The 25,281-nt window shown below is 72.7% G+C and carries 19 protein-coding genes; 14 read left to right on the top strand and 5 right to left on the bottom strand.

Translation table 11 applies throughout. The features are described from left to right. Positions 1–2 precede the first annotated feature (2 nt). The 8 genes from murG (at position 3) to ACH4OA_RS22750 (ending at position 7,230) form a co-directional block, all read left to right on the top strand. A complete protein-coding gene (gene murG / locus ACH4OA_RS22785) occupies positions 3–1,091 on the top strand; it encodes an undecaprenyldiphospho-muramoylpentapeptide beta-N-acetylglucosaminyltransferase (protein ID WP_365882169.1) in 1,089 nt (362 codons plus the stop codon). A gap of 26 nt (positions 1,092–1,117) precedes the next feature. After that, complete coding sequence (locus ACH4OA_RS22780; RefSeq protein WP_397970465.1) at positions 1,118–1,912, top strand: cell division protein FtsQ/DivIB; 795 nt, start codon at positions 1,118–1,120, stop codon at positions 1,910–1,912. Positions 1,913–2,191: 279 nt separating this feature from the next. After that, positions 2,192–3,400, top strand: a complete 1,209-nt coding sequence (ftsZ, locus tag ACH4OA_RS22775; protein ID WP_365882165.1) for a cell division protein FtsZ — start codon at positions 2,192–2,194, stop codon at positions 3,398–3,400. After that, a complete protein-coding gene (gene pgeF, locus ACH4OA_RS22770; protein ID WP_397970462.1) occupies positions 3,397–4,161 on the top strand; it encodes a peptidoglycan editing factor PgeF in 765 nt (254 codons plus the stop codon). The genes ftsZ and pgeF overlap by 4 nt, the downstream gene beginning before the upstream one ends. Before the next feature lie 6 nt (positions 4,162–4,167). Continuing rightward, complete coding sequence (locus ACH4OA_RS22765; RefSeq protein ID WP_397970459.1) at positions 4,168–4,887, top strand: YggS family pyridoxal phosphate-dependent enzyme; 720 nt, start codon at positions 4,168–4,170, stop codon at positions 4,885–4,887. A gap of 128 nt (positions 4,888–5,015) precedes the next feature. Beyond that, positions 5,016–5,657, top strand: coding sequence for a cell division protein SepF (sepF, locus tag ACH4OA_RS22760; protein ID WP_365882159.1), 642 nt, complete (start codon positions 5,016–5,018; stop codon positions 5,655–5,657). 66 nt (positions 5,658–5,723) lie between these two features. Continuing rightward, complete coding sequence (locus ACH4OA_RS22755; protein WP_365882157.1) at positions 5,724–6,014, top strand: YggT family protein; 291 nt, start codon at positions 5,724–5,726, stop codon at positions 6,012–6,014. Positions 6,015–6,066: 52 nt separating this feature from the next. Beyond that, positions 6,067–7,230, top strand: a complete 1,164-nt coding sequence (locus ACH4OA_RS22750; protein ID WP_365882155.1) for a DivIVA domain-containing protein — start codon at positions 6,067–6,069, stop codon at positions 7,228–7,230. A 170-nt stretch (positions 7,231–7,400) separates the two neighbouring features. On the opposite strand, the gene ileS is transcribed toward ACH4OA_RS22750, so the two are convergent. Beyond that, the gene (ileS, locus tag ACH4OA_RS22745) at positions 7,401–10,544 is read right to left on the bottom strand and encodes an isoleucine--tRNA ligase (RefSeq protein ID WP_397970456.1); all 3,144 of its coding nucleotides are present in this window, start codon (positions 10,542–10,544) and stop codon (positions 7,401–7,403) included. Between the two features lie 605 nt (positions 10,545–11,149). Between ileS and ACH4OA_RS22740 the strand changes: the two genes are divergently transcribed. From ACH4OA_RS22740 to ACH4OA_RS22725, 4 genes are all read left to right on the top strand, one after another. Then, a complete protein-coding gene (locus ACH4OA_RS22740) occupies positions 11,150–12,205 on the top strand; it encodes a TraR/DksA family transcriptional regulator (protein ID WP_397940619.1) in 1,056 nt (351 codons plus the stop codon). A 58-nt stretch (positions 12,206–12,263) separates the two neighbouring features. Continuing rightward, on the top strand, positions 12,264–12,893 hold the full coding sequence (lspA, locus tag ACH4OA_RS22735) for a signal peptidase II (protein ID WP_397970453.1): 630 nt from the start codon (positions 12,264–12,266) through the stop codon (positions 12,891–12,893). A 68-nt stretch (positions 12,894–12,961) separates the two neighbouring features. Further along, complete coding sequence (locus ACH4OA_RS22730; RefSeq protein ID WP_397940623.1) at positions 12,962–13,906, top strand: RluA family pseudouridine synthase; 945 nt, start codon at positions 12,962–12,964, stop codon at positions 13,904–13,906. Beyond that, positions 13,903–14,370 (top strand): GNAT family N-acetyltransferase, encoded by a 468-nt coding sequence (locus ACH4OA_RS22725; protein WP_397945749.1) that lies wholly within the window; start codon positions 13,903–13,905, stop codon positions 14,368–14,370. The genes ACH4OA_RS22730 and ACH4OA_RS22725 overlap by 4 nt, the downstream gene beginning before the upstream one ends. A gap of 43 nt (positions 14,371–14,413) precedes the next feature. On the opposite strand, the gene ACH4OA_RS22720 is transcribed toward ACH4OA_RS22725, so the two are convergent. Both ACH4OA_RS22720 and ACH4OA_RS22715 read right to left on the bottom strand, forming a co-directional pair. Then, a complete protein-coding gene (locus ACH4OA_RS22720) occupies positions 14,414–19,582 on the bottom strand; it encodes a trypsin-like peptidase domain-containing protein (RefSeq protein ID WP_397970450.1) in 5,169 nt (1,722 codons plus the stop codon). A gap of 7 nt (positions 19,583–19,589) precedes the next feature. Beyond that, on the bottom strand, positions 19,590–19,901 hold the full coding sequence (locus ACH4OA_RS22715) for a trypco2 family protein (RefSeq protein ID WP_365872371.1): 312 nt from the start codon (positions 19,899–19,901) through the stop codon (positions 19,590–19,592). Positions 19,902–20,153: 252 nt separating this feature from the next. Between ACH4OA_RS22715 and ACH4OA_RS22710 the strand changes: the two genes are divergently transcribed. Next, positions 20,154–21,740: a Na+/H+ antiporter gene (locus ACH4OA_RS22710; RefSeq protein ID WP_365872369.1), complete on the top strand. Its 1,587-nt coding sequence runs from the start codon at positions 20,154–20,156 to the stop codon at positions 21,738–21,740. Between the two features lie 38 nt (positions 21,741–21,778). Here the strand turns inward: ACH4OA_RS22710 and ACH4OA_RS22705 are convergent, their stop codons facing one another. Further along, positions 21,779–22,885: a mechanosensitive ion channel family protein gene (locus tag ACH4OA_RS22705; protein ID WP_397945751.1), complete on the bottom strand. Its 1,107-nt coding sequence runs from the start codon at positions 22,883–22,885 to the stop codon at positions 21,779–21,781. A gap of 106 nt (positions 22,886–22,991) precedes the next feature. On the opposite strand from ACH4OA_RS22705, the gene ACH4OA_RS22700 reads away from it, so the two are divergent. After that, complete coding sequence (locus ACH4OA_RS22700; protein ID WP_397970448.1) at positions 22,992–23,564, top strand: dienelactone hydrolase family protein; 573 nt, start codon at positions 22,992–22,994, stop codon at positions 23,562–23,564. Positions 23,565–23,568: 4 nt separating this feature from the next. Here the strand turns inward: ACH4OA_RS22700 and ACH4OA_RS22695 are convergent, their stop codons facing one another. Beyond that, the gene (locus ACH4OA_RS22695) at positions 23,569–25,239 is read right to left on the bottom strand and encodes an alkaline phosphatase D family protein (protein WP_397970446.1); all 1,671 of its coding nucleotides are present in this window, start codon (positions 25,237–25,239) and stop codon (positions 23,569–23,571) included. Positions 25,240–25,281: the final 42 nt, after the last annotated feature.

Here is a 25,281-nt window from a genome sequence, read left to right as displayed (position 1 = left end):
CGGTGCATGTCGTACTCGCCGGTGGGGGGACCGCCGGCCACATCGAGCCCGCGCTCGCCCTCGCGGACGCCCTGCGCAGGCAGGACCCCACCGTGGGGATCACGGCCCTGGGCACGGAGCGCGGCCTGGAGACCCGGCTCGTCCCGGAACGCGGCTATGAGCTGGCGCTGATCCCGGCGGTGCCGCTGCCCCGCAAGCCCACGCCCGAGCTGATCACCGTACCGGGCCGGCTGCGCGGCACGATCAAGGCCGCCGAGCAGATCCTGGAGCGCACCAAGGCGGACGTCGTGGTCGGTTTCGGCGGCTATGTCGCCCTGCCCGGCTATCTGGCCGCCAAGCGCCTCGGGGTGCCCATCGTCATCCACGAGGCCAACGCCCGCCCCGGACTGGCGAACAAGATCGGTTCGCGGTACGCGGCCCGGGTCGCCGTCTCCACCCCGGACAGCAAGCTGCGGGACGCCCGCTACATCGGCATCCCGCTGCGCCGCTCCATCGCCACGCTGGACCGCGCCGCCGTCCGCCCGGAGGCCCGCGCCCGCTTCGGCCTCGACCCGAACCTGCCCACGCTGCTCGTCTCCGGCGGCTCGCAGGGCGCCCGGCGGCTGAACGAGGTGACGCAGACGGTCGCCCCGTGGCTCCAGCAGGCCGGCATCCAGATCCTGCACGCGGTCGGCCCGAAGAACGAACTGCCGCAAGTGCACCAGATGCCGGGAATGCCGCCCTACATCCCGGTAAGTTACCTGGACCGGATGGATCTCGCGTACGCCGCGGCCGACATGATGCTCTGCCGCGCGGGCGCGATGACCGTCGCCGAACTCTCCGCCGTCGGGCTCCCGGCCGCGTACGTCCCGCTGCCCATCGGCAACGGCGAACAGCGGCTCAACGCCCAGCCGGTGGTCAAGGCCGGCGGCGGACTGCTCGTCGACGACGCGGACCTGACGCCCGAGTGGGTGCAGCAGAACGTGCTGCCCGTGCTCGCCGATCCGCACCGGCTGTACGAGATGTCCCGCTCGGCAAGCGAGTTCGGCCGCCGGGACGCCGACGAGCTGCTCGTCGGCATGGTGTACGAGGCGATCGCCTCGCGCCGTTAGGACCGTATGACGAAAGGGCAGTGAGCGTGGCCGGACGGACGACCGCCGAGCGCGGGGAACGCCAGCAGGAGTCGTCCGGCCCGCCGCCCGCCCGACGGCCCGGCCGAACGCGCCTTCGTAGGATCATCGTTCTGGCCGTGGCGTTGGTGCTGCTGGCCGCCGGCACCACCTGGGTGCTGTACGGCTCGCAGTGGCTGCGCGTGCGGCAGGTCTCGGTGTCGGGCACGCTCGTGCTGACCCCCGCGGAGGTCCGCGAGGCGGCGGCCGTGCCCGTCGGCGCGCCGTTGGCCTCGGTCGACACGGGGGCCATCGCGGCCCGGCTGCGGCGGAAACTGCCCCGGATCCACACCGTGGACGTGGTGCGTTCCTGGCCGCGCGGAATCGGTCTGAACGTGACCGAACGCACTCCGGTCCTGCTCGTGCGCAAGGGCCGCGACGTCATCGAAGTCGACGACGAGGGCGTGCGTTTCGCCACGGTCGCGCGGGCCCCGAAAGGCGTGCCGACCCTGGAGATGTCCGTCTCGCGCACGGGTCCCGGCGCGGCGAGCCTGCGCCGCTTCGGCAGCGGCCGGCTGGTGCGCGCGGCCGTCCGGGTCGCCGGCGACCTGCCCGGTCCCGTGGCCCGCACCGCCCGGACCGTCCGGGTGCGCTCCTACGACGCCATCTCCGTGGAGTTGGGCGACGGCCGGGTGGTGGCATGGGGCAGTGACGAGGACGGCCGCGCCAAGGCACGGGCCCTCACGGCTCTCATGAAAGCAGCTCCCGGCGCGCGGCACTTCGATGTCAGCGTCCCCACCGCCCCCGCGTCATCGGGGAGTTGACGCACATCAGCGCAGGCCAGCACCCTGGTTGGGCACCGCTATGCCTGATCACATAGGGTGAAAAGAAAAACGGGAGGTTCGGCGTGTTCGTTGAACGGGCGCCGCTTGTCGACTTAGTGTCCTGTTCAGAAGACTCCAGAGAACGGACACACTGGTAACCCTAAACTTCAAGGTTAGGGTTCGGGTCGGCGCTACGGACCGTCCCATTCGGCATCCGTCGTCCCGGCGCGGGGCACCGCACGGCGGCGACAACGTAATTCGAGGCGAGAGGCCTTCGACGTGGCAGCACCGCAGAACTACCTCGCAGTCATCAAGGTCATCGGTGTCGGCGGCGGTGGTGTCAATGCCATCAACCGGATGATCGAGGTCGGTCTCAAGGGCGTCGAGTTCATCGCCATCAACACCGACGCACAGGCGCTGTTGATGAGCGACGCCGACGTCAAGCTGGACGTCGGCCGCGAACTCACCCGCGGACTCGGCGCCGGAGCCAACCCGGCCGTCGGCCGCAAGGCCGCCGAGGACCACCGCGAGGAGATCGAGGAGGTCCTCAAGGGGGCCGACATGGTCTTCGTGACGGCCGGTGAAGGCGGCGGCACCGGCACCGGCGGGGCACCCGTCGTGGCGAACATCGCACGGTCGCTGGGCGCCCTCACCATCGGCGTCGTGACGCGCCCGTTCACTTTCGAGGGACGGCGCCGCGCGAACCAGGCCGAGGACGGCATCGCCGAACTCCGCGAAGAGGTCGACACCCTCATCGTGATCCCGAACGACCGGCTGCTGTCCATCTCGGACCGCCAGGTCTCGGTCCTGGACGCCTTCAAGTCCGCGGACCAGGTCCTGCTCTCCGGTGTGCAGGGCATCACCGATCTCATCACCACCCCCGGCCTGATCAACCTCGACTTCGCCGACGTCAAGTCGGTCATGTCCGAGGCCGGTTCGGCCCTCATGGGCATCGGCTCGGCCCGCGGCGACGACCGCGCGGTGGCCGCCGCCGAGATGGCGATCTCCTCGCCGCTGCTGGAGGCGTCCATCGACGGCGCCCGCGGTGTGCTGCTCTCCATCTCCGGCGGCTCCGACCTCGGTCTCTTCGAGATCAACGAGGCGGCCCAGCTGGTCAGCGAGGCCGCCCACCCCGAGGCCAACATCATCTTCGGCGCGGTCATCGACGACGCCCTCGGCGACGAGGTCCGGGTCACCGTGATCGCGGCCGGCTTCGACGGCGGCCAGCCGCCGGCCCGCCGGGACAACGTCCTCGGCTCGGCCTCCGGTTCGGCCGGCGGGCGCCGCGAGGAGCCCGCGCCGGCCCGGCCGAGCGAGCCCAGCCGGCCGTCCTTCGGCTCGCTGGGCAGCGTCAAGCCCAAGGAGGAGCCGGAGCCGGCACCCGAGCCGGCGGTCGACCTCCCGGTCGCCCCGCCGGTGCCGCCGTCGCCCCGGACCTACTCGGACAGCGCGGCCGAGGAGCTGGACGTCCCGGACTTCCTCAAGTGATAGGACAGCGGGAGAGCGTGAGCGGCGCGCACTTCGCCTTCACCGACCGGTGGGGCGGGGTGAGCGCCGCTCCGTATGAGGAGCTGAACCTCGGCGGCGCGGTCGGCGACACGCCCGGGTCGGTGACGGTCAACCGCGAGCTGGCGGCCAAGTCGCTCGGGCTGGACCCGGGCCGGGTCGTCTGGATGAACCAGGTGCACGGCGCCGGCGTCACCCGGGTGAACGGTCCGTGGGGCACGGACGTCCCCTCGTTCGGGGGAAACCGGGAGGAGGGCGGCGCGGTGCCGGAGACCGACGCGCTCGTCACCGCCCGGCGCGGCCTCGCGCTGGCCGTCCTCACCGCCGACTGCGTGCCGGTGCTGCTGGCCGACCCCGTCGCCGGGATCGTCGCCGCGGCCCACGCCGGCCGGCCCGGCATGGTCAAGGGCGTCGTCCCGGCCGCCGTACGGGCCATGACCGAACTCGGCGCCGAGCCGGGCCGGATCGTCGCCCGCACCGGACCGGCCGTGTGCGGTCGGTGCTACGAGGTGCCGGAGGCGATGCGCGCCGAGGTGGCCGCCGTCGAACCGGCGGCGTACGCCGAGACGAGCTGGGGTACGCCGGCGGTCGACGTGTGCGCCGGCGTGCACGCCCAGCTGGACCGGCTCGGGGTGCGCGACCGGGCGCGTTCGCCTGTGTGCACGCGGGAGTCGCAGGACCACTTCTCGTACCGCCGCGACCGCGTCACCGGACGCCTCGCGGGCTATGTCTGGCTGGACTGATAGGGCATGACGGACCGTAAGACCGAACTCGCCGCGAATTTGGCGAAGGTGGAGGAGCGCATCGCCGCCGCGTGCGCGGGGGCCGGGCGCGCCCGGGAGGAGGTGACCCTGATCGTGGTCACCAAGACCTACCCGGCGAGTGACGTGCGGATCCTGTCGGAACTCGGGGTGCGCCACGTCGCCGAGAACCGCGACCAGGACGCGGCCCCGAAGGCCGCCGCCTGTGCGGATCTGCCGCTGAAGTGGCATTTCGTGGGTCAGTTGCAGACCAACAAAGTGCGTTCCGTGCTCGGTTATGCCGATGTCGTGCAGTCCGTCGACCGGTCCCGGCTGGTCACCGCGCTGTCGAAGGAGGCGGTGCGGACGGGGCGCGAGCTGGGCTGTCTGCTCCAGGTCGCGCTGGACGCCGGGGCGAGCGGCCGGGGTGAGCGCGGGGGCGTGGCCCCGGACGGAATCGAAGAGTTGGCCGGTCTCGTCGCCGACGCGCCCGGGCTGCGGCTCGACGGACTGATGACCGTCGCCCCCCTCACCGGCGCGTACGCGGGACGCGAACAAGCGGCGTTCGAGCAGCTCATGGATTTGTCGACCGACCTGCGCCGGGGTCATCCGGCTGCGACCATGGTGTCGGCAGGGATGAGCGCGGACCTCGAACAGGCCGTGGCCGCCGGGGCGACACATGTGCGCATTGGCAGCGCGGTACTCGGAGTCCGTCCCAGGCTCGGGTAACGTCGCCAGGAAGTCGGACCACAGCAGAAAATATGGTCAATGCCCGTGAAGTTGGGCACAACGACCACGTGGATCGCGGGCACTTGGCAGTCGTCAGCCGATCCACCACAGAGCGGAGGACTCAGAGCATGGCCGGCGCGATGCGCAAGATGGCGGTCTACCTCGGCCTCGTGGAGGACGATGGGTACGACGGCCGTGGATTCGACCCCGACGACGACTTCGAGCCGGAGCTGGACCCGGAGCCCGAACGGGACCACCGGCGGCACGAACCGTCACATCAGCCGCACAGCGCACATCAGTCCCAAAGGGACGAAGAAGTGCGTATCGTGCAGCCGCCCGCGCCGCGCGAACCAGTCGCCCGTTCGACTTCGCTCGCCGCGGAATCCGGACGCCCGGCGCGGATCGCGCCCGTGGCATCCATCACACAAGAACGCCAGTCCCTGGAGAAGAACGCGCCGGTGATCATGCCCAAGGTCGTATCGGAACGAGAGCCTTACCGGATCACCACGCTTCACCCGCGGACCTACAACGAGGCCCGTACCATCGGGGAACACTTCCGTGAGGGCACCCCGGTGATCATGAATCTGACGGAGATGGACGACACGGATGCCAAGCGACTTGTCGACTTTGCGGCGGGTTTGGTGTTTGGTCTTCACGGCAGTATCGAGCGAGTGACGCAGAAGGTGTTCCTGTTGTCTCCTGCTAACGTCGATGTCACGGCGGAGGACAAGGCCCGCATCGCAGAGGGCGGGTTCTTCAACCAGAGCTGAGACGGACGACCGGACCGCAGTACGGAAGAACGAAGAACATGGACAGGGGAGAGGGAACCGTAGGCCATGAGCGTGTTCGCGCAGGTGATCTACATCGCGCTGATGGTGTTCCTCGTCGTGCTCATCTTCCGGCTGGTCATGGACTACGTCTTCCAGTTCGCCCGCTCGTGGCAACCCGGCAAGGCGATGGTGGTCGTTCTGGAGGCCACCTACACTGTCACCGATCCACCGCTGAAGCTCTTGCGGCGGTTCATCCCGCCGCTGCGTCTCGGGGGCGTGGCGCTCGACCTGTCCTTCTTCGTACTGATGATCATCGTCTACATTCTCATCTCCGTCGCGCGGAGCTTCGTGAGATGAGGAGGGACGATCCGGTCTTGCCGACTGCCGATGACTACGTTGAGGTGAAGAGATGCCGTTGACCCCCGAGGACGTGCGGAACAAGCAGTTCACGACCGTCCGCCTCCGAGAAGGCTATGACGAGGACGAGGTCGATGCCTTCCTCGACGAGGTCGAAGCCGAACTGACGCGTCTGCTGCGCGAGAACGAGGACCTGCGCGCCAAGCTGGCCGCCGCGACGCGAGCCGCCGCGCAGAACCAGCAGAACCAGCGCAAGCCCCCGGAGCAGGACCAGCAGCACCCTCAGCAGCAGCATCCCCAGCAGCAGCACCCTCAGCAGCAGCAGGGCATGCGAGGTCCCGGCCAGCCGGTGCCCGCCGGGATATCGGGCCCGCCGCAGCAGCAGATGGGTGGCCCCATGGGTGGTCCGCCCCAGCTGCCGAGCGGTGCCCCGCAGCTGCCCGCCGGCCCCGGCGGTCAGGGCGGCCCGCAGGGTCCCGGTCCGATGGGCCAGGGTCCGATGGGTCAAGGCCCGATGGGCGGTCAGCCGCCCATGCAGCAGCAGATGGGCGGCCCGATGGGCGGTCCCATGGGTGGTCCCATGGGCGGTCCGATGGGCGGCCCCGGTCAGGGCCCCGGCGGCGACAGCGCCGCCCGTGTCCTCTCGCTGGCCCAGCAGACCGCCGACCAGGCGATCGCCGAGGCCCGCTCCGAGGCCAACAAGATCGTCGGCGAGGCCCGCAGCCGCGCCGAGGGTCTGGAGCGTGACGCCCGTGCCAAGGCCGACGCCCTGGAGCGGGACGCGCAGGAGAAGCACCGCGTCGCCATGGGCTCCCTGGAGTCCGCGCGCGCCACGCTGGAGCGCAAGGTCGAGGACCTGCGCGGCTTCGAACGCGAGTACCGCACGCGGCTGAAGTCGTACCTGGAGTCGCAGCTCCGTCAGTTGGAGACCCAGGCGGACGACTCGCTGGCCCCGCCGCGCACCCCGGCCGCCGCCTCGCTGCCGCCGTCCCCGTCGCCCTCCATGGCGCCGGCGGGCGCCGGTGCCCCGTCCTACGGCGGCAACCAGTCGATGGGCGGCTCGCAGGCCCCGTCCGGTCCGTCCTACGGCGGCCAGCAGCAGATGACCCCGGCCATGACGCAGCCCATGGCCCCGGTCCGGCCGCAGGGTCCGTCCCCGATGGGCCAGGCTCCCTCGCCGATGCGCGGGTTCCTGATCGACGAGGACGACAACTGAGCACCGGGCACGGTGCGTAGGACGCCTCAGGCGTCGGCAGCGTTCAGGGCGCGGCCCCGGATTCCGGTCCGGGGCCGCGCCCTTTGCCGTGGGCGGACGCGCGGGACGCGCGACGGAAGGGCCCGGCCTCCCCGTGGGGAGACCGGGCCCTTCCGTCGTGGGCGGGGGCGTTACGCCTTGCGCAGCCGGAAGACGAGCGACAGGCCCTCGTCGGTGAAGGGCTCGCCGTAGCCGTCACCGGCCTCGCCCTGGCCGAAGTCGGTGGCCAGCACCTCGTCGGCGATCAGCCCGGCGTGCTCGGTGAGGGCCGCGACGACCGCCGGGTCCGTGGAGGTCCAGCGCAGGGCGATCCGGTCGGCGACGTCCAGGCCGCTGTTCTTGCGGGCCTCCTGGATGAGCCGGATCGCGTCCCGGGCCAGGCCCGCCTGCCGCAGCTCCTCCGTGATCTCCAGGTCCAGCGCCACCGTGGCACCGGAGTCGGAGGCCACCGACCAGCCCTCGCGCGGGGTCTCCGTGATGATCACCTCGTCCGGGGCGAGGGGCACTGTCTCACCGTCGACCTCCACGGACGCCGTGCCCGCGCGCAGGGCGAGGGAGAGGGCGGCGGCGTCGGCGGCCGCGACGGCCTTCGCCACGTCCTGCACCCGCTTGCCGAACCGCTTGCCCAGCGCGCGGAAGTTGGCCTTGGCGGTCGTGTCGACCAGGCTGCCGCCGACGTCGGACAGGGAGGCCAGGGCCGAGACGTTCAGCTCCTCGGTGATCTGCGTGTGCAGCTCCGGGTCCAGGGACGCGAAGCCGGTGGCCGCGATCAGCGCGCGGGACAGCGGCTGACGGGTCTTGACGCCGGACTCCGCGCGCGTGGCGCGGCCCAGCTCCACCAGCCGGCGCACCAGCACCATCTGCTGCGACAGCTCCGGGTCGATCGCGGCGAGGTCCGCCTCCGGCCAGGCGGCCAGGTGCACGGACTCCGGCGCGCCCGGCGTGACCGGGACGACCAGGTCCTGCCACACCCGCTCGGTGAGGAACGGGGTGATCGGCGCCATCAGCTTGGTGACCGTCTCCAGCACCTCGTGCAGCGTGCGCAGCGCGGCCTTGTCGCCCTGCCAGAAGCGGCGGCGCGAGCGGCGGACGTACCAGTTGGACAGGTCGTCGACGAACGCGGACAGCAGCTTGCCGGCGCGCTGGGTGTCGTACGCCTCCAGCGCCTGGGTCACCTGGTCGGTCAGCGCGTGCAGTTCGGACAGCAGCCAGCGGTCCAGCACCGGGCGCCCGGCCGGCTCCGGGTCCGCCACGGACGGCGCCCAGCCGGACGTACGGGCGTACAGCGCCTGGAAGGCGACCGTGTTCCAGTACGTCAGCAGCGTCTTGCGGACGACCTCCTGGATGGTGCCGTGGCCGACCCGGCGCGCGGCCCACGGGGAGCCGCCGGCCGCCATGAACCAGCGCACCGCGTCCGCGCCGTGCTGGTCCATGAGCGGGATCGGCTGGAGGATGTTGCCCAGGTGCTTGGACATCTTGCGGCCGTCCTCGGCCAGGATGTGGCCGAGGCAGACCACGTTCTCGTACGACGACTTGTCGAAGACGAGGGTGCCGACGGCCATCAGCGTGTAGAACCAGCCGCGGGTCTGGTCGATCGCCTCGGAGATGAACTGCGCCGGGTACCGGCTCTCGAACAGCTCCTTGTTCTTGTACGGGTAGCCCCACTGCGCGAACGGCATCGACCCCGAGTCGTACCAGGCGTCGATGACCTCCGGGACCCGGGTGGCCGTTTCGCCGCAGCCCTCGTGCGGGCAGGCGAAGGTGACCTCGTCGATGTACGGCCGGTGCGGGTCGAGGCCAGACTGGTCGGTGCCGGACAGCTCGGACAGCTCGGCGCGGGAGCCGACACAGGTGAGGTGGTCCTCCGCGCAGCGCCAGATGGGCAGCGGGGTGCCCCAGTAGCGGTTGCGGGACAGCGCCCAGTCGATGTTGTTGTTCAGCCAGTCGCCGAAGCGGCCGTGCTTGACCGTCTCCGGGAACCAGTTGGTCTTCTCGTTCTCCTGGATGAGCCGGTCCTTGACGGCCGTCGTACGGATGTACCAGGAGGGCTGCGCGTAGTAGAGCAGCGCGGTGTGGCAGCGCCAGCAGTGCGGGTAGCTGTGCTCGTACGGCAGGTGCTTGAAGAGGAGCCCGCGTTCCGCCAGGTCCTCGGTGAGCTTTTCGTCCGCCTTCTTGAAGAAGACGCCGCCGACCAGCGGGACGTCCTCGTCGAAGGTGCCGTCCTGGCGGACCGGGTTCACCAGGGGGAGGCCGTAGGCGCGGCAGACCTTGAGGTCGTCCTCGCCGAAGGCGGGGGACTGGTGGACCAGACCCGTGCCGTCCTCGGTGGTCACGTAGTCGGCGTTCACCACGAAGTGGGCGGGCGCCGGGAACGCGACCAGCTCGAACGGGCGCTGGTAGGTCCAGCGCTCCATCTCGGCGCCGGTGAAGGTCTCGCCGGTGCTCTCCCATCCCTCGCCGAGCGCCTTGGCGAGCAGCGGCTCGGCGACGACCAGCTTCTCCCGGCCGTCGGTGGCGACGACGTAGGTGACCTCCGGGTGCGCGGCGACCGCCGTGTTGGACACCAGGGTCCAGGGCGTGGTCGTCCACACCAGGAGCGCGGCCTCGCCGGCCAGCGGTCCGGAGGTGAGCGGGAAGCGGACGTACACGGACGGGTCGACGACCGTCTCGTAGCCCTGGGCCAGCTCGTGGTCGGACAGGCCCGTGCCGCAGCGCGGGCACCAGGGGGCCACGCGGTGGTCCTGGACCAGCAGGCCCTTGCCGAAGATCTCCTTCAGCGACCACCAGACGGACTCCACGTACTCGGGGTCCATGGTGCGGTAGGCGTCGTCCAGGTCGACCCAGTAGCCCATGCGGGTGGTCAGCTCGGCGAACGCGTCGGTGTGCCGGGTCACGGACTCGCGGCACTTGTCGTTGAACGCGGCGATGCCGTACGCCTCGATGTCCTGCTTGCCGGAGAAGCCCAGCTCCTTCTCGACGGCCAGCTCGACGGGCAGGCCGTGGCAGTCCCAGCCGGCCTTGCGCGCCACGTGGTAGCCGCGCATGGTGCGGAACCGCGGGAAGACGTCCTTGAAGACGCGGGCCTCGATGTGGTGCGCGCCGGGCATGCCGTTCGCGGTGGGCGGGCCCTCGTAGAACACCCACTCGGGGCGGCCCTCGGACTGCTCCAGGCTCTTGGCGAAGATCTTCTGTTCGCGCCAGAAGTCGAGCACGGCGTGCTCAAGAGCGGGCAGGTCGACCTGTGCGGGCACCTGGCGGTACGTCGGCGCTGTCATCTGCGAGCATCCTCCAACGGACTTGCTGCCTTCCGTCGGAGGGACGAGAGCCTTCGATCCTGTCGACGCCGTGTGCGGCGCGCTCCCGCGGTACCACCCTCCTTGGCCCTCCGGTGCGCCGTACGCGCCGGTGAGCCCCCTCATTGGGGTCGCGAAACCGGTTCTACTCGCCGTCGTCCCAGGGGGTGCGGCTTTCTTCCGGCGGCTCCGGGGTGATCTTCACGTCGCGCTCGCCCCCGGGCTCACACCGTCCCCGGGTCGCTCTGGGCTGCGTACGCCGCTACTCGTCCCCATCCACGCTTCTCGCTCCGCCCAGTGTACGGCGCCGCGCGGACGGCGGCGGACCGGTTTTCCGCGGGCCCGGGCCGCGGGCGCGCGGCCGGGCCGGGTGACCCGGATGGCGAGGGGGCGGCGGCCCGGGTTCCGGGCGCGCCGGGGGCGGCGGAATACCCGGCGGGGAGCGGGGCACAACCGATGCAGGCCCGTGGCCCGGGGGTGCGGGCGGGCGAATCGGGCGGTGTGCCCCGTTGCCGCGGGACTCAAGTCGATTTATCGTCCCAGCACGATTCGCGAGCAAGATCACAATATGTGAAGGGGCCGCGGCCATGGTGGCGAAGAAGACCGCCGTACAGCAGCCGGCGACCGGCGGGAGGGACGCGGGGCCCGCCACCGAGGAGACGGCCCCGGGCGGCACGGCCGGCGGGACGGCCGCGGAGCAGGCCGCCGGGCGGGGCGGTGAGAAGGCCGCCGGGCACGTTTCCGCCGGGACGGCGGCCGGGGGGAGGGCCGGTGCGCAGAAGGCGGCCGTGAAGAAGGCGGCGGCGGGTAGGAAGACGGTGGCCGGCGGGAAGACCGCGGCCGTGAAGAAGTCCGCCGCCAAGGAGGCGGCGGCCGGCAGGACGGCCGCGAAGAAGACGGCCGCCGGGAAGACGCGCGCCAAGGAGGCGGCTACGGAGATGACGGTCACCAAGGAGGCGGCTGTGGAGACGACGGCCACCACGCCGCAGTCGGCCGGGAAGCGCACGGCGGCCGTGGGGGAAACGGCCGCCCCGAAGACCGCCGCCGGGAAGACCGCCGCCCCGAAGGCCGCGGCCGGCCCGGCCGCGGCCGTGGCGGCGGGCCCCGGGAGCACGGCCAAGGAAGCGGGCGCGGCACGGGCCGCGGAGCAGACGGGAGCCACGACAGTGGTTGCGAAGAAGACTCCTGGCACGGCCACGGCGGACCAGGGCGCCGTACCCAAGGCGCGGACGGGCGCGGCGGACCCCGGCGAGCTGGCGGTACGCCCCGGCGAGGAGCCGTGGACCCCGGAGGAGGTCGAGGAGGCCCGCGCGGAACTCCAGTCCGAGCTGGAGCGGCTGCGGGCGGAGATCAGCTCGTCCGAGGCGTCCCTCGCCGGACTGATGCGGGACTCCGGCGACGGCGCGGGCGACGACCAGGCCGACACCGGCACCAAGAACATCACGCGCGAGCACGAGCTGGCGCTGGCCGCCAACGCGCGCGAGATGCTCACCCAGACCGGGCGCGCCCTGGAACGGCTGGACGCGGGCACCTACGGCCTCTGCGAGAACTGCGGCGATCCCATCGGCAAGGCCCGTATGCAGGCGTTCCCGCGGGCCACGCTGTGCGTGGAGTGCAAGCAGAAGCAGGAACGCCGCTCCTGAGCCGGGAGGCCGTGCCGTAGTCTCGTCCTCAGTCAGGCACCTAGGTTGAGGGACTCACGTGGCAGAGGCGGAGCGCGTCATCGGTACGCCGGACACCCCGGACGACGACCACGGGCGGACGACGGCGGCCGCGGCGCCCGCCGGTGCGTCCGGGCAGAGTGGTGCGGACGGGCAGGACAGCGCCGCGGCGCGGCGGACCGGCCGCGGCCGCCGGATCGCCGTGCTGTTCGCGGTGGCCGCGTTCGCGTACGCCCTCGACCTGATCAGCAAGATGCTCGTCGTCTCCCGGCTGGAGGGCCACGCGCCGATCCGGGTCGTCGGGGACCTGCTGGAACTGCACGCCATCCGCAACCCCGGCGCCGCCTTCGGCTTCGGCGCGGCCTTCACGGTGATCTTCACGCTGATCGCCGCCGCCGTGATCGTGGTGATCATCCGGCTGGCCCGCAAGCTGTACAGCTTCCCGTGGGCGGTCGCGCTCGGCCTGCTGCTCGGCGGCGCGCTCGGCAACCTCACCGACCGGGTCTTCCGGGCGCCGGGCGTCTTCGAAGGCGAGGTGGTGGACTTCATCGCGCCCCAGGGCTTCGCGGTGTTCAACCTCGCCGACTCGGCGATCGTGTGCGGCGGCATCCTGATCGTGCTGCTGTCCTTCCGCGGCCTGGACCCGGACGGCACCGTCCACAAGGACTGAGCCCGTACCGGCCCGGGTTTTCCACAGGCTCGTGCGGAGGCGTCCGGCCCGTCCTGCATACTCGACGGGTGAGCACGATTCCCGAGATCCGAACCCTGCCCGTGCCCGACGGCCTGGAGGGCGAGCGTGTCGACGCCGCCATCTCCCGCATGTTCGGCTTCTCCCGCACGAAGGCGGCGGAGCTGGCCGCGGCCGGCAAGGTCCAGGTCGACGGCGCGGTGGTCGGCAAGTCCGAGCGGGTGCGCGGCGGCGCCTGGCTCGAAGTCGAGATGCCGCAGGCGCCCGCACCCGTCCAGGTGGTCGCCGAGCCGGTCGAGGGCATGGAGATCGTCCACGACGACGACGACGTGGTCGTGATCGTCAAGCCGGTCGGTGTGGCCGCGCACCCGTCGCCGGGCTGGTCGGGGCCGACCGTTATCGGCGGTCTCGCCGCCGCCGGGTACCGGATCTCCACCTCCGGCGCCGCCGAGCGCCAGGGCATCGTGCACCGCCTGGACGTCGGCACCTCGGGCCTGATGGTCGTCGCCAAGTCGGAGCGCGCGTACACCTCGCTCAAGCGCCAGTTCAAGGAGCGCACGGTCGACAAGCGCTACCACACGCTGGTCCAGGGCCACCCGGACCCGACCAGCGGCACGATCGACGCCCCGATCGGCCGCCACCCGCAGCACGACTACAAGTGGGCGGTCACGGCCGAAGGAAAGCCCTCCGTCACCCACTACGACCTCGTCGAGGCCTTCCGCGCCGCCTCCCTGCTGGACGTGAAGCTGGAGACGGGCCGCACCCACCAGATCCGCGTCCACATGGCCGCCCACCGCCACCCGTGCGTCGGCGACCTCACCTACGGCGCCGACCCGACCCTCGCCAAGCGGCTGCACCTGACCCGCCAGTGGCTGCACGCGGTGCGCCTCGGCTTCGAGCACCCCGGCGACGGCGCCTGGGTGGAGTTCGCGAGTGACTATCCCGAGGACCTCCGGAAGGCCCTGGAGCAGGTCCGCGAGGAGAGCTGGGCGTGAGCCCGGCCTACACCGTCCGCCTGGCGGAGGACCCCGCCGACCGCGAGGCGTGCTTCGCGGTCCGCAAGGAGGTCTTCGTGGTCGAGCAGGGCGTCGCGGAGGACCTCGAGTACGACGATGACGACGCGGTGGCCGTGCACGTGCTGGCGGTCCGCGAGGACGGGGTGCCGCTGGGCACCGGGCGGCTGCTCCACGGCGAGGCGGCGGCCCCCAGGACCGGCGGCGACCCGACGGCCGGCTCGCTGGGCCGGCTCGCCGTCTCCCGGACGGCCCGCGGCCTCGGCGTCGGCGCGGCCCTGGTGCGCGCCATCGAGGACGCGGCCCGCGCGCGCGGCCTGGCGGCGGTGGACCTGCACGCGCAGACCCGGGCCCTGGGGTTCTACGAACGCCTGGGCTACACGGCGTACGGCCCGGAGTTCCTGGACGCCGGCATACCGCACCGCGCGATGCGCCGGGCCCTGTAGCGCGGCGGACACCGGCCCGCCGCCGGACCCGCACCGCCCGCGCTCACCCCGCCGGGTCGAGCTGCGACGAGAAGCGCCGGGCCTGTTCGGCCGTCTCCGGGTCCGTGTCGGCGCGCGCGAGCAGCAGATCGGCCAGCTCCCGCCCGTATCCGTTCCTCGTGGAGCCCGGGACCAGGTGGTCCTGGTACACGCCGAGCCACCGCAGCGTGTAGTCCCTGGTCTGCCGCGCCTGGTCCACCGAGAGCCGTTCCACCGCGAGCAGGGACCGCAGCACCAGCCGGGACTTGAACTGCGGCATGTGCCGGCCCAGCCAGTCGAAGGACCGGTCCACCAGGGCGGTGAGCCGGTCGGCCGGCAGATCGCGCACCCGGAGCAGGGCGTCGAGGAAGAAGCAGGCGTCGAAGTCGGTGGCGCGGGCGCCCACCCAGTCGTAGGCGAGGTCGACCGAGGCGGCCGAGACCTCGGCGGGGATCTCCGGGCGGGCCAGGACGGCCTTCAGCAGCCTGGGCGCGCCGATCTCCCCGAGGTTGCGGTCGCTCCAGCGCAGGGCGCGCCGGGCGACGTCCGTCAGCTGGGCCGGGGTGAGGTCGGGGCGCTCCAGCAGCGGTTCCAGCACGTACTGCACGTCACGCCCGGTCCACCCGGCGTCCACCCAGACCAGCGCGTGCCCGACCAGCAGGGCGGTCTCCCGCGCCCCCGGCCACGGTGAGGCGTTCAGCGGGCCCAGGACCAGCGCCGCCTGCTCGCCGGTGCCGTGCAGCCGGAGCCAGGCGAAGGTGGTGCGCAGCACCTCGTGCCCCTCGGCCGGGGCGAGATCGGTGCGGGCGAGCAGCTTCCTGAGCACGTACTGCGCGTCGCTCAGGGCGGCGTGCCGGCCGAGCCAGCGTTCGGTGTGCGCCAGCGCCGTGCCGAGCCGCTCCTCGCCGAGGTCCGTCCGGTCGAGCAGACCGGCCAGCACCGAGCTGGCCTGCGGCAGCGCGCCGTGCCGGCCGAGCCAGCGGTCCGCGGTGGCGACGGCCCGGTCCAGGACGGCGCCGGTGAGCCGGTGCCTGCTGAGCAGCAGGCCGAGGTGCCAGGCGCCGTCCAGGCTGTCCGGGTGGGCGTCGGCCCAGTCCAGCACGACGGTGACGATCGACTCGAACGCCTCCTGGGTGAGCTGCCGCCGGCTCAGCAGGGCCCGGAACAGGTCGAACGGGGGCAGCTCGCCGCTGTCCGGGGCGAGCTGGGCCAGCGCCTCGGCGATCGAGTGCGCGGCGCCCGCGGCCGTGGCCGCCTTGATCTTCGCCGCGTGCACGGCGGCGTTCCTCGGGCTGGCGGGGTTGGCCGCCGCCCAGTCCGAGCCGGCCGCCTCGACCCGGGCGCGCTGGGCGTCGTCGAGGTCCGTCCGGCCCAGCAGTTCGATGAGGACGTTGGCCGCCACCGGGTGCTCGCGGTGGGTGTGCGCCCAGACGACGGCGAGTTCGACCGCCTCCCGCCGGTCGGTCCCGGTCAGCTCCGCGCGGCGCAGCAGGGCCCGCACCGGGCGCTCCGCCCAGTGGTTCCCGACGTGTTCGCGCACCCAGGGCAGGGCCCGGGAGACGGCACGCTCGGCCTCGTCCGGTTCCAGGTCGCCGCGGAAGAGCAGGCTGCCGAGGACGCGGCCCGACAGCGGCACGTCGGCCGGATGGAGGTCGGGCCACGGCAGCGAGTGGGCGAAGACGCGCCGCAGCCGCGGTCCGTCCAGGTCCCGCCGGAGCAGCAGATGGAACAGGACGATGCCCGCCACGTGCTCGCCGCCGTGCCGCTCCAGCCAGGCCAGCGCCCGGCCGAGGGTGGCCGGGACGAACTCCGCGGGCAGGTCGTGCCGGGTCAGGAGCGCGCCGAGCACATAGCCGGTGCCGCCCTCGGACGGGTGGCGGTCGATCCAGGCCAGGGCCGCGGCGGCCGACCGGGTCAGCGCGTCGTAGGCCAGGAACTGCCGGTCCAGCAGGGCGCGCAGGACGTGGCTGGCCGCCGGGCTGGTGCCGTGGGCGGCGAGCCAGTCGAGCGCGGCCGCCACATGGCCGGCGGCCTCCTCGGCGGAGATGTCGCGCTGCTGCCCCAGCAGGGTGACCAGGGCGTAGCTGTTGTCCTCGTCGTCCGGCCGGCCCGCGAGCCGCCGCTCGGCGTACCGGTTGGCCAGGGCCCGCTCGTCCGCGGTCAGGCCGTCGTAGGCGAGCAGGAAGTTCAGGAGGCGGTCCGCGGTGTGCTCCAGGGCGTGCACCGCCAGCCACGCGCCGGCGTGGGCCACCGTCCGCCGGATCACCTCGTGCGTCAGGTCGGGCCGTTCCAGCACAGCGCGGATGAAGAAGTCCGCGGCCGGGTCCTCGGCGTGCCGCGCCAGCCACGCGTCGGCGAGCCGGACGGCGCTCTCGCGTTCGCCGTCGGTCAGGTCCTGGCGCCTGAGCAGCACTTCGAGGACGTAGGTCCAGTTGGACTCGACCGGCTGGTCCCGGGTCCAGGCCAGGGCGGCCCGCACGGCGTCGCGCAGCTCGGTGCCGGTCAGGTCGCCGCGGGAGAGCAGCCTGCTCACCACGTGGCTGGCCTCCTGGAGGCGGCCGTGCGCGGCGAGCCACTCCCCGGCCCGCCGGAAGACCGTCCGCCGCATCTCCGGGGTGAGGTCGTCGCGGGAGAGCAGCCGGGCGAGCACATGGCAGGCGTCGGGTGCGGTGCCGTACTCGCCGAGCCACAGCTCGGCGGTCCGCACGGCCCGGCGCGCGTCCACGCGCAGCGCCGGGTGCTCCAGGAGCGGGGCGAGGACGTACGTGGCCTCGCGCCTGGTCTTGTACCGGCCGAGCCAGCGCAGCGCGGCGGCGACGACCCGCTGCTCCTGGTGCCGGGTCAGGTCCCGGCGGGCCAGCATCCTGGCGAGCAGGTGGCTCGCCTCGACGAGGGTGGAGTTGTCGGCCAGCCAGACCACGGTGGTCTGCAGGACCTCTGGCAGGAAGCTGGTGGCTACCTCGTCGCGTTCGAGCAGGATGGCCAGCACGAAGCCGCCCTCGCGGCGCCGGCTGTGCAGCTCCAGCCAGCGCAGCGCGGTGGGCACCAGCCGCCGGGCGGCGTCGGTCGGCAGGTGTCTGAGGCCGCGGCGCAGCACGTGCCGGGCGTTGACGGTGTCGCCGTACTCCTCCAGCCAGGGGTCGACGATCGCCTGCCAGTGCCGTACCAGGGCGCCGGCCCAGGGCGGCCCCGAGCAGATCGCGCCCAGCGCGTAGCCGCCGACGTCGGGGTCGCGCTGCATGACGTCGCCGATGGCGGGCGCGTTCCCGGCGAACCAGTCCGCCAGCACCTCGCGGGCCTCCGCGTCCCGGGACCGCTGCGCGAGGTCGTCGAGGAGCCGGGCGAGGTTCGTCGCGTACCGGCCGATGGTGCGGGCCTCGGTGAAACAGCCGGACAGCAGGTCGTGGGTGCGCGGCCGGTCGACCCGGGTGCCGTCGGGACGGATCACCGAGTCGGTCAGCTGGTCGCAGACGATGTCGTGGGCCACCTCCAGGTGCCCGCCCTCGCCCTCCAGCCAGCCGAGGCCGAGCAGGGCGTCGACGACGGTGTCGGCCCGGCCGGCGCCGCTGGGCGTCGCGGTGAGCGCGGCGCGGGCCGCCTCCCGGACCTCGGCCTCCGGCTGGGGGCAGGCCGCCGCGGCGGCCGCGGCGGCCACCAGGTCGTCGGAGGCGTGCACGCCGTCCAGGGGCGAGCGGGGGGCGGGCACGGTGAGGGCGTCCTCGTGCAGCCGGGAGTGCAGCCACTTGGCCAGCTCGCCGCCCTCGCGCATGCCCGCGATATGCGGCGGGCCCAGACCGCGCACCACACGGCGTTCCATCTCGGAGGCGATCAGCAGGGTGAGGATGGGCCGGTGCCCGCACAGCCGCCGCATCTGCTCCAGGCCGTAGGCGGCCACCGCCGTCCCGGCCAGGCGCCGCAGGCCCTGGTCGGCGACCTGCGCCAGGAACTCCTCGTCCTGGCGCAGGTGCACCTCGCCGAAGAAGGACCGCAGCCGGCCTCGGTGCTGCTGGAGCCAGCCCGGCCGCACCGAGGCCAGGAACACCACCGCGACGCCCTCCTTCGCGGCGTCGGGCAGCAGCCGGCCCTTGACCGCCTCCAGGTCGAGCGGTGACTCGCCGTCCTTGTCGGTGATGAACAGGTTCAGGTAGTCCACGACGACCAAAACGTCCTGGGAGCCGCCCAGGACCGCCTTGGCGATGTCGTCGACCAGGGACGCCGAGCCGCCGGGCCGGACGTGCAGCACCCGCCAGCCGGCCTCGTGGGCCACCCGGCCCACCTCGATGGAGGTGCGGGTCTTGCCGGTGCCGGCGGCGCCGACGAGCAGCAGCCCGTCGTCCTCGCCCTCCAGGATGCGGCGCATGATCCGGTGCGGGTCGGCGTCGTGCCCGGCCCCGGGGGAGACGAACGGCAGGTGGTCGGAGATGAGGTTCTTCTTGAAGCCGGTCAGGCCGGCGAGCAGGTCGTCCTGGTCGACCACCGCGGGCAGCGGGTCCTCGCTCTCGGCCCGCAGCACGTCGGTGGGCTTCAGCTTGGTCGCCCGGACGCCCTCGCCGATCAGCACCTCCCGGAAGCCGGGGTCCTCCAGCGCGCGGCTGACCGGCTCGGCCTCGACGGTGTTGCTCCCCGCGGCGGTCCGGCACTGGTGCTGCACGCCGACGAGGTAGTTGCCCTCCTTGGTGAAGAAGGCGGCACCGGACATGCCCTTCCACACCTCGCCGGCCGGGGACGGGAAGCGGGGCGCGTGGGTGATCGCGATGTCCAGCAGACCGGACTTCAGATGGGAGCCGAGGCGCAGCACGCCCCCGGGCGCGAAGCTGTCCCGCCCGGCCAGCCCCGGCAGCTCCGGACGGCGGGCGAACCGGGGGAAACCGATGGCCTGCACCTCCACCGAGCCCGGGCCCGAGGGCAGGCGGCCGAAGCGGACCAGCGGCACGTCCGGCACGGGCTCGCGCAGCCTGAGGAGCGCCAGGTCCTGTGCCGGGGACGTCCAGGCCACGTCCGCGGGGAGCCGGAGCGCCGCGCCGCCGAGCAGGACGTCGACGGTGCCCGGCCCGTCCGCCAGCGGCCGCAGCAGATGGCGGGCCGTGAGCACCAGACGCCTGCTGATCAGGAAACCCGAGCCGTACTCGGCGTTCTCCCCCCGCTGTACGAGGATCTCCGCGACGCGTGCCCCGTGGTCGATCCCGGCCCCCATGCCCGCCCTAGCCGATCAGGTCGGAGACGTCGTCGCCGGTGAGGACCGTGGCCGGCGTGCCCTGCGCGTCGTAGGTCTCGGGGGACAGCCGCAGCTTGACCACATGGGTGCGGGTGTTCTTCGACCCACCGGTGAAGTCGCCGGAGACCACCCAGAACTTCACGCCGCCCTTGCCCTGCTTCGTCTTCTCGACGGCGACGTGCAGCTCCAGGTCGACGGACTCGATGCGGAACCGGACGTCCTTGCCGTCGGCCTCGGCACGGGCGGTCTCGATCTCGGACCGCAACGACGCGAGAAGGTCGGAGAGTTCGATGTCCATGGTGACCTCCAGGTGGGTGCCGGCGGCGACGGCCGGAGCGACGGACTCCCCGGAAGTCCGCCGAGGGCTGACAACGCGTCAAATACGCGTGCCGGAAAGGGCGTTGGCCGCCGTGCCGCCGCCTGCCTCCCGGGTAGGGCGTGCAGTGTATGCGAACACGCGGGCCGCACCAAGCCGCCCGTGCCGAATCCGCAGGTCGCGATGGCAGACTGGAGGTCCGCCGTGTGATCGTCGAAACCCGGAGCGCCATCCGTGGACCAGCTGGCTCTGTTGTTCGTACTGCTGCTCGGGGCCCTGGTGAGCGTCCCGGTCGGGGACCGGCTGGGGCTGCCGGCGCCGGTGCTGATGACCGTGTTCGGCGGGGTCCTGGCGGTGGCCGACTTCGTGCCGAACGTCGACATCCCGCCCGAACTGATCCTCCCCGGACTGCTGCCGCCGCTGCTCTACGCCGCCGTCCGCCGGACCTCCTGGCGGCAGTTCGCGGCCAACGTCCGCCCGATCCTCCTGCTGGCCGTGGCGCTGGTGTTCGTGACGATGGTGTGCGTGGCCTTCGTCGCCCACGCGATCGTGCCCGGACTGCCGATGGCCGCCGCCGTCGCCCTCGGCGCCCTGATCGCCCCGCCCGACCCGGTCGCCGCGACCAGCGTCGCCGGACAGCTGGGACTGCCGCGCCGGCTGGTGTCGATCCTGGAGGGCGAGGGGCTCTTCAACGACGTCACGGCCATCGTGCTCTACCACGTGGCGATCGCCGCCGCCGTCAGCGGCGCGTTCTCGCCCTGGCAGGCCGGACTCGACCTGGTGCTGTCCGCCGTCGTCGCGGTGGCCGTGGGACTGGTGCTGGGCTGGGGCGCGAACAGGCTGATGGACCTGCTGGGCGATCCGACGCTCCAGATCGGCATGACCCTGCTGGTGCCGTACGCCGCCTATGTGCTCGCCGAGAAACTGCACGGCTCCGGGGTGCTCGCCGTGCTCACCACGGCGCTCTTCCTCGCCGAGTACGCCACCGACGCCGACGACGTGATGACCCGGCTCGCCGGGCATACCTTCTGGGACATCATCGACACCCTCGTCACCGGCGTCGCCTTCGGGCTCATCGGACTGGAACTGCACAACGCCATCCGCACGGCCCAGGGCCGGTGGGGCGAGATGCTCGGCTGGGCGGCGGCCGTCGTCGGCGTGGTGGTCGTCGTACGGCTGCTGTGGCTGCTGCCGGCGACCTGGCTCACCAAACGGCTGCACGCCCGCCGGGACTACGACGAGGAGATCCCGGTGAGCTGGCGGGAGACCGTCGTCATGTGGTGGTCCGGGATGCGCGGCGTGGCCTCGGTGGCGCTGGCGCTGGCCGTGCCGCTGCGCACCGGCGCCGGCGCCCCGTTCCCCGACCGGGACGAGATCATCTTCATCGCCTTCGGGGTGATCGTCGCCACCCTGGTGGTGCAGGGGCTGACCCTGCCCTGGCTGGTGAAGCGGCTCGGGGTGCGGGCCGACTCCGAGCGGGAGAAGGAGTTCGAGAAGGAGCTGGCGGTGCGGGCCGCGAAGGCGGCGAAGCGCCGGCTGCGCGAGATCGAACAGGTGGAGGAGCTGCCCGAGGAACTGTCCGAGCAGATGCTGCGGCGCGCCTTCGACATCGGCATCCGGATCAGCCCGGACATGGGCGAGGAGGAGCGCCGGGAGGCGCAGTACCAGCGGGCCAAGCGGATCAAGCGGGTGCGGCGCATCCAGAACGAGATGCTGAGCGCCGCGCGCCACGAGGTGCTGGCCGCGCGCAGCGAGCCCGGCGCGGACCCGGAGATCGTCGACCGGGTGCTCCGCCACCTCGACGTACGCAGTCTGCGCTGACCGCTGACCGCTGACCGCCGGTGCCGGGGCGCCGGCGGTCAGCCGCGGCCGGTGCGCGGGAAGTCGTACGCCCTGCGCAGCGCGATGCGGTCGGGGGAGGGGACGTGGTGCGGCGGGAGCACCGAGTCGGCGGTGTTCACCCGGGGCAGCGCGTAGGGGTGTTCGGTGGCCAGCCAGCTGATCATCTGCTCGCGGACCGCGACCCGGATCGTCCAGATGTCGTCCGCGTCCTTCGCCGTCACCAGCGCCCGCACCTGGATGGTGCTCGGTGTGGTGTCCGTCACCTGGAGGTTGCAGGCGCGGCCGTCCCACGCCGGGCAGTGGCGCAGGATGTCCCGCAGCTTCTCGCGCATCGCCTCCAGCGGCGCGCTGTGGTCGAGGTGCCAGTAGACGATGCCGGTCATCTGCGGGGTCCCGCGGGACCAGTTCTCGAACGGCTTGGAGGTGAAGTACGAGACGGGCATGGTGATCCGGCGCTCGTCCCAGGTCCGCACCGCCAGGAAGGTCAGGGTGATCTCCTCGACCGTGCCCCACTCGCCGTCCACCACCACCGTGTCGCCGATGCGGACCATGTCGCCGAAGGCGATCTGGAGCCCGGCGAACATGTTGGCCAGCGTGGACTGGGCGGCGACACCGGCCACGATGCCGAGGACGCCGGCGGAGGCCAGCAGGGACGCGCCGGCCGCGCGCATCGCCGGGAACGTCAGCAGCATCGCCGCCACCGCGACCACGCCGACGACCGCCGCCACCACCCGCATGATCAGCGTCACCTGGGTGCGCACCCGGCGCACCCGGGCCGGGTCGTGGTGGGCGCGCGCGTACCGGGCGTACGTCGATTCCACCACGGCCGACGCGATGCGGATCACCAGCCAGGCCGCCGCCCCGATCAGCACCAGGGTCAGCGTCCGGCCCACCCCGGTCCGGTGTTCCTGGAGCAGGTCGGCCTGGTCGTAGGAGCCTCTGAGCAGGGCGGCGCACAGCACGAGCTGGTACGGCACGCGGCCCCGCCGCAGCAGGTCCCACAGCGGGGTGTCGGTGCGGCGTTCGTCTGCCTTGCGCAGCAGTACGTCCGTGGCCCAGCCGATGAGAACGGTCAGGAACACGGAGCCGCCGACTACGATCACGGGTCGGAGTACGGTCTCCATGTCTCCGAACGTAACCGGCTTCGGCGGGCATGAACATGTGTCTTCCCGGCGCACGTGGGTACGGCCGCGCTACGGCTCCGGCCGGCCCGGCTGGCACCATGGCCTCATGAACATCATGCTCTTTCACTCGACCTACGGGCTCCGGCCGGCGGTGCGCGAGGCCGCGGAACGGCTGCGCGCGGCGGGCCACGAGGTGTGGACGCCGGACCTCTTCGAGGGGCACACGTTCGACACCGTCGAGGACGGCATGGAGTTCAAGGAGCGGACCGGCAAGGACGAACTGCTGAAGCGGGCCGTGCTGGCGGCGGCGCCGTACTCCGACCGCGGGCTGGTGTACGCCGGGTTCTCGCTCGGCGCGTCCGTCGCCCAGACCCTGGCCCTCGGCGACGACAAGGCGCGCGGCCTGCTGCTCCTGCACGGCACGTCGGACATCGCGCCGAACGCGCGGGTGGACGAGCTGCCGGTGCAGCTGCACGTGGCCGAGCCTGACCCGTTCGAGACGGACGACTGGCTGAGCGCCTGGTACCTCCAGATGGGCCGGGCGGGCGCCGACGTGGAGGTCTACCGCTACGCCGGGGCCGGTCACCTCTACACCGACCCCGGCCTGCCGGACTACGACGCCGAGGCCGCCGAGGCCACCTGGCGGGTGGCGCTCGGCTTCCTCGGCACGCTCGGCTGAGCGGCTACACCGGGTCGTACGTCCGCTCGATCCGCTGGGTGCCGCTGCGGGTGCGGTAGGAACGCGCCCAGCCGGCGGTGGCGTGCGCGTCGGCGCGGTCGGAGATGACGTAGAAGTCCATCTGCGCGCGCTCGGCGGTCAGGTCGAGCACGCCGTAGCCGTGCCGGTCCGTGTCCACCCAGTGGACGTGCCGGTTGGCGGCCTTGATCACCGGTGCGGCGACCGCGGAGACCGTGCCCTCGGGCACCTTCACCATGTCGTCCAGGTTGTCGGAGGTGACCGAGGTCACCACGAACTCGGTGGCCGCCGACGCCGACAGCGGATAGGTGCCCGCGTCCACCGGCACGTCGTTGGCCCACGCCATGTGGATGTCACCGGTCAGGAAGACGGTGTTGCGGATGCCGTGGGCGCGCAGGTGGGCCAGCAGTTCGCGGCGGTCGTCGGTGTAGCCGTCCCACTGGTCGGTGTTGAGGGCGAGGCCCTCCTGCGGCAGGCCGAGCAGCTTCGCCAGCGGCTTGAGCAGGTCGGCGGTGAGCGAGCCGATGGCGAACGGCGAGATCATCACCGAGTTGCCGACCAGCCGCCAGGTGGTGTCGGAGGCTTGCAGGCCGGTCTTCAGCCAGTCGAGCTGGGCCCGGCCGGTGAGGGTGCGGTCCGGGTCGTCCACCGAGCCGTTCGCCGTGGCCGCCTGCTGGGAGCGGAACGAGCGCAGGTCCAGCAGGGACAGGTCGGCCAGTCTGCCGAAGCGCAGCCGCCGGTAGGTGGTGCCGGCGACGGCCGGGCGGACCGGCATCCACTCGAAGTAGGCCTGCTTGGCGGCGGCCTGACGGGCCGCCCAGGTGCCCTCGGCGCCCTCGGTGTGGTTGGCCGCGCCGCCCGCCCAGGCGTTGTCGGCGAACTCGTGGTCGTCCCAGATCGCGATGACCGGCGCCGCCAGGTGCAGGGCCTGGAGGTCGGGGTCGGTCTTGTACGTCGCGTGCCGCAGCCGGTAGTCGGCGAGGGTGAGGATCTCGCCCGCCGGGGCGTGCGGGCGCACGACCGTGCCCCGGGTGCCGTACTCGCCGGACTTGTACTCGTAGATGTAGTCGCCGAGGTGCAGCCAGGCGTCCAGGTCGCCGCGGTTGGCGAGGTGGCGGTAGGCGGCGAAGCGGCCCGCCTCCCAGTTGGCGCAGGACACCACGCCGAAGCGCAGGCCGGTCACGGCCGCGTCCGCCGCCGGCGCGGTGCGGGTGCGCGCCACCGGGGAGTCGGTGCCGCCCGCGGAGAAGCGGAACCAGTAGTCCGTGGCCGGGGCCAGGCCCCGGATGTCGGCCTTGACGGTGTGGTCGGAGGCGGCCGTCGCGGTGGTGGTGCCCCGGGCGACGACGTCCGTCAGCGCCCTGTCCCGGGCGACGACCCAGCCGACCTCGGTGTCCGGGCCGAGCCCGGAACCCGGTATCGCCTCCGGGACGGGGGTCACCCGGGTCCACAGCAGGACGCCGTCGGGCAGCGGGTCGCCGGAGGCGACACCGTGCAGGAAGGCGGGAACGCCCGTGGCGGCGCGGGCCGGCCGCGCGGCGGCCAGCGGGCCGGCCAGGACGGCGGCCGCCGCGGCGGCCTTGACGACCGTACGGCGACGGGGCGCGAGCGGGCCGGGGTCCGGAGCGGCCCCGGCTGATCTGTATCGACTGGTCACGGTCGATCAGGTTACTGACCGGTACCCACCCAGGCGGACGAA

It is taken from the genome of Streptomyces sp. NPDC017095, from assembly GCF_044332325.1.
Taxonomy (GTDB): Bacteria; Actinomycetota; Actinomycetes; order Streptomycetales; family Streptomycetaceae; genus Streptomyces.
This window is presented reverse-complemented; position numbering and strand designations above follow the sequence as displayed.

Bases quoted from the DNA above. Each gene is read 5' to 3' on its own strand.
- ACH4OA_RS22765 (WP_397970459.1), top strand. From the start codon at position 4,168: ATGACGGACCGTAAGACCGAACTCGCCGCGAATTTGGCGAAGGTGGAG.
- sepF (WP_365882159.1), top strand. From the start codon at position 5,016: ATGGCCGGCGCGATGCGCAAGATGGCGGTCTACCTCGGCCTCGTGGAG.
- ACH4OA_RS22755 (WP_365882157.1), top strand. From the start codon at position 5,724: ATGAGCGTGTTCGCGCAGGTGATCTACATCGCGCTGATGGTGTTCCTC.
- ACH4OA_RS22750 (WP_365882155.1), top strand. From the start codon at position 6,067: ATGCCGTTGACCCCCGAGGACGTGCGGAACAAGCAGTTCACGACCGTC.
- ileS (WP_397970456.1), bottom strand. From the start codon at position 10,544: ATGACAGCGCCGACGTACCGCCAGGTGCCCGCACAGGTCGACCTGCCC.
- ACH4OA_RS22740 (WP_397940619.1), top strand. From the start codon at position 11,150: ATGGTGGCGAAGAAGACCGCCGTACAGCAGCCGGCGACCGGCGGGAGG.
- ACH4OA_RS22720 (WP_397970450.1), bottom strand. From the start codon at position 19,582: ATGGGGGCCGGGATCGACCACGGGGCACGCGTCGCGGAGATCCTCGTA.
- ACH4OA_RS22715 (WP_365872371.1), bottom strand. From the start codon at position 19,901: ATGGACATCGAACTCTCCGACCTTCTCGCGTCGTTGCGGTCCGAGATC.
- ACH4OA_RS22705 (WP_397945751.1), bottom strand. From the start codon at position 22,885: ATGGAGACCGTACTCCGACCCGTGATCGTAGTCGGCGGCTCCGTGTTC.
- ACH4OA_RS22700 (WP_397970448.1), top strand. From the start codon at position 22,992: ATGAACATCATGCTCTTTCACTCGACCTACGGGCTCCGGCCGGCGGTG.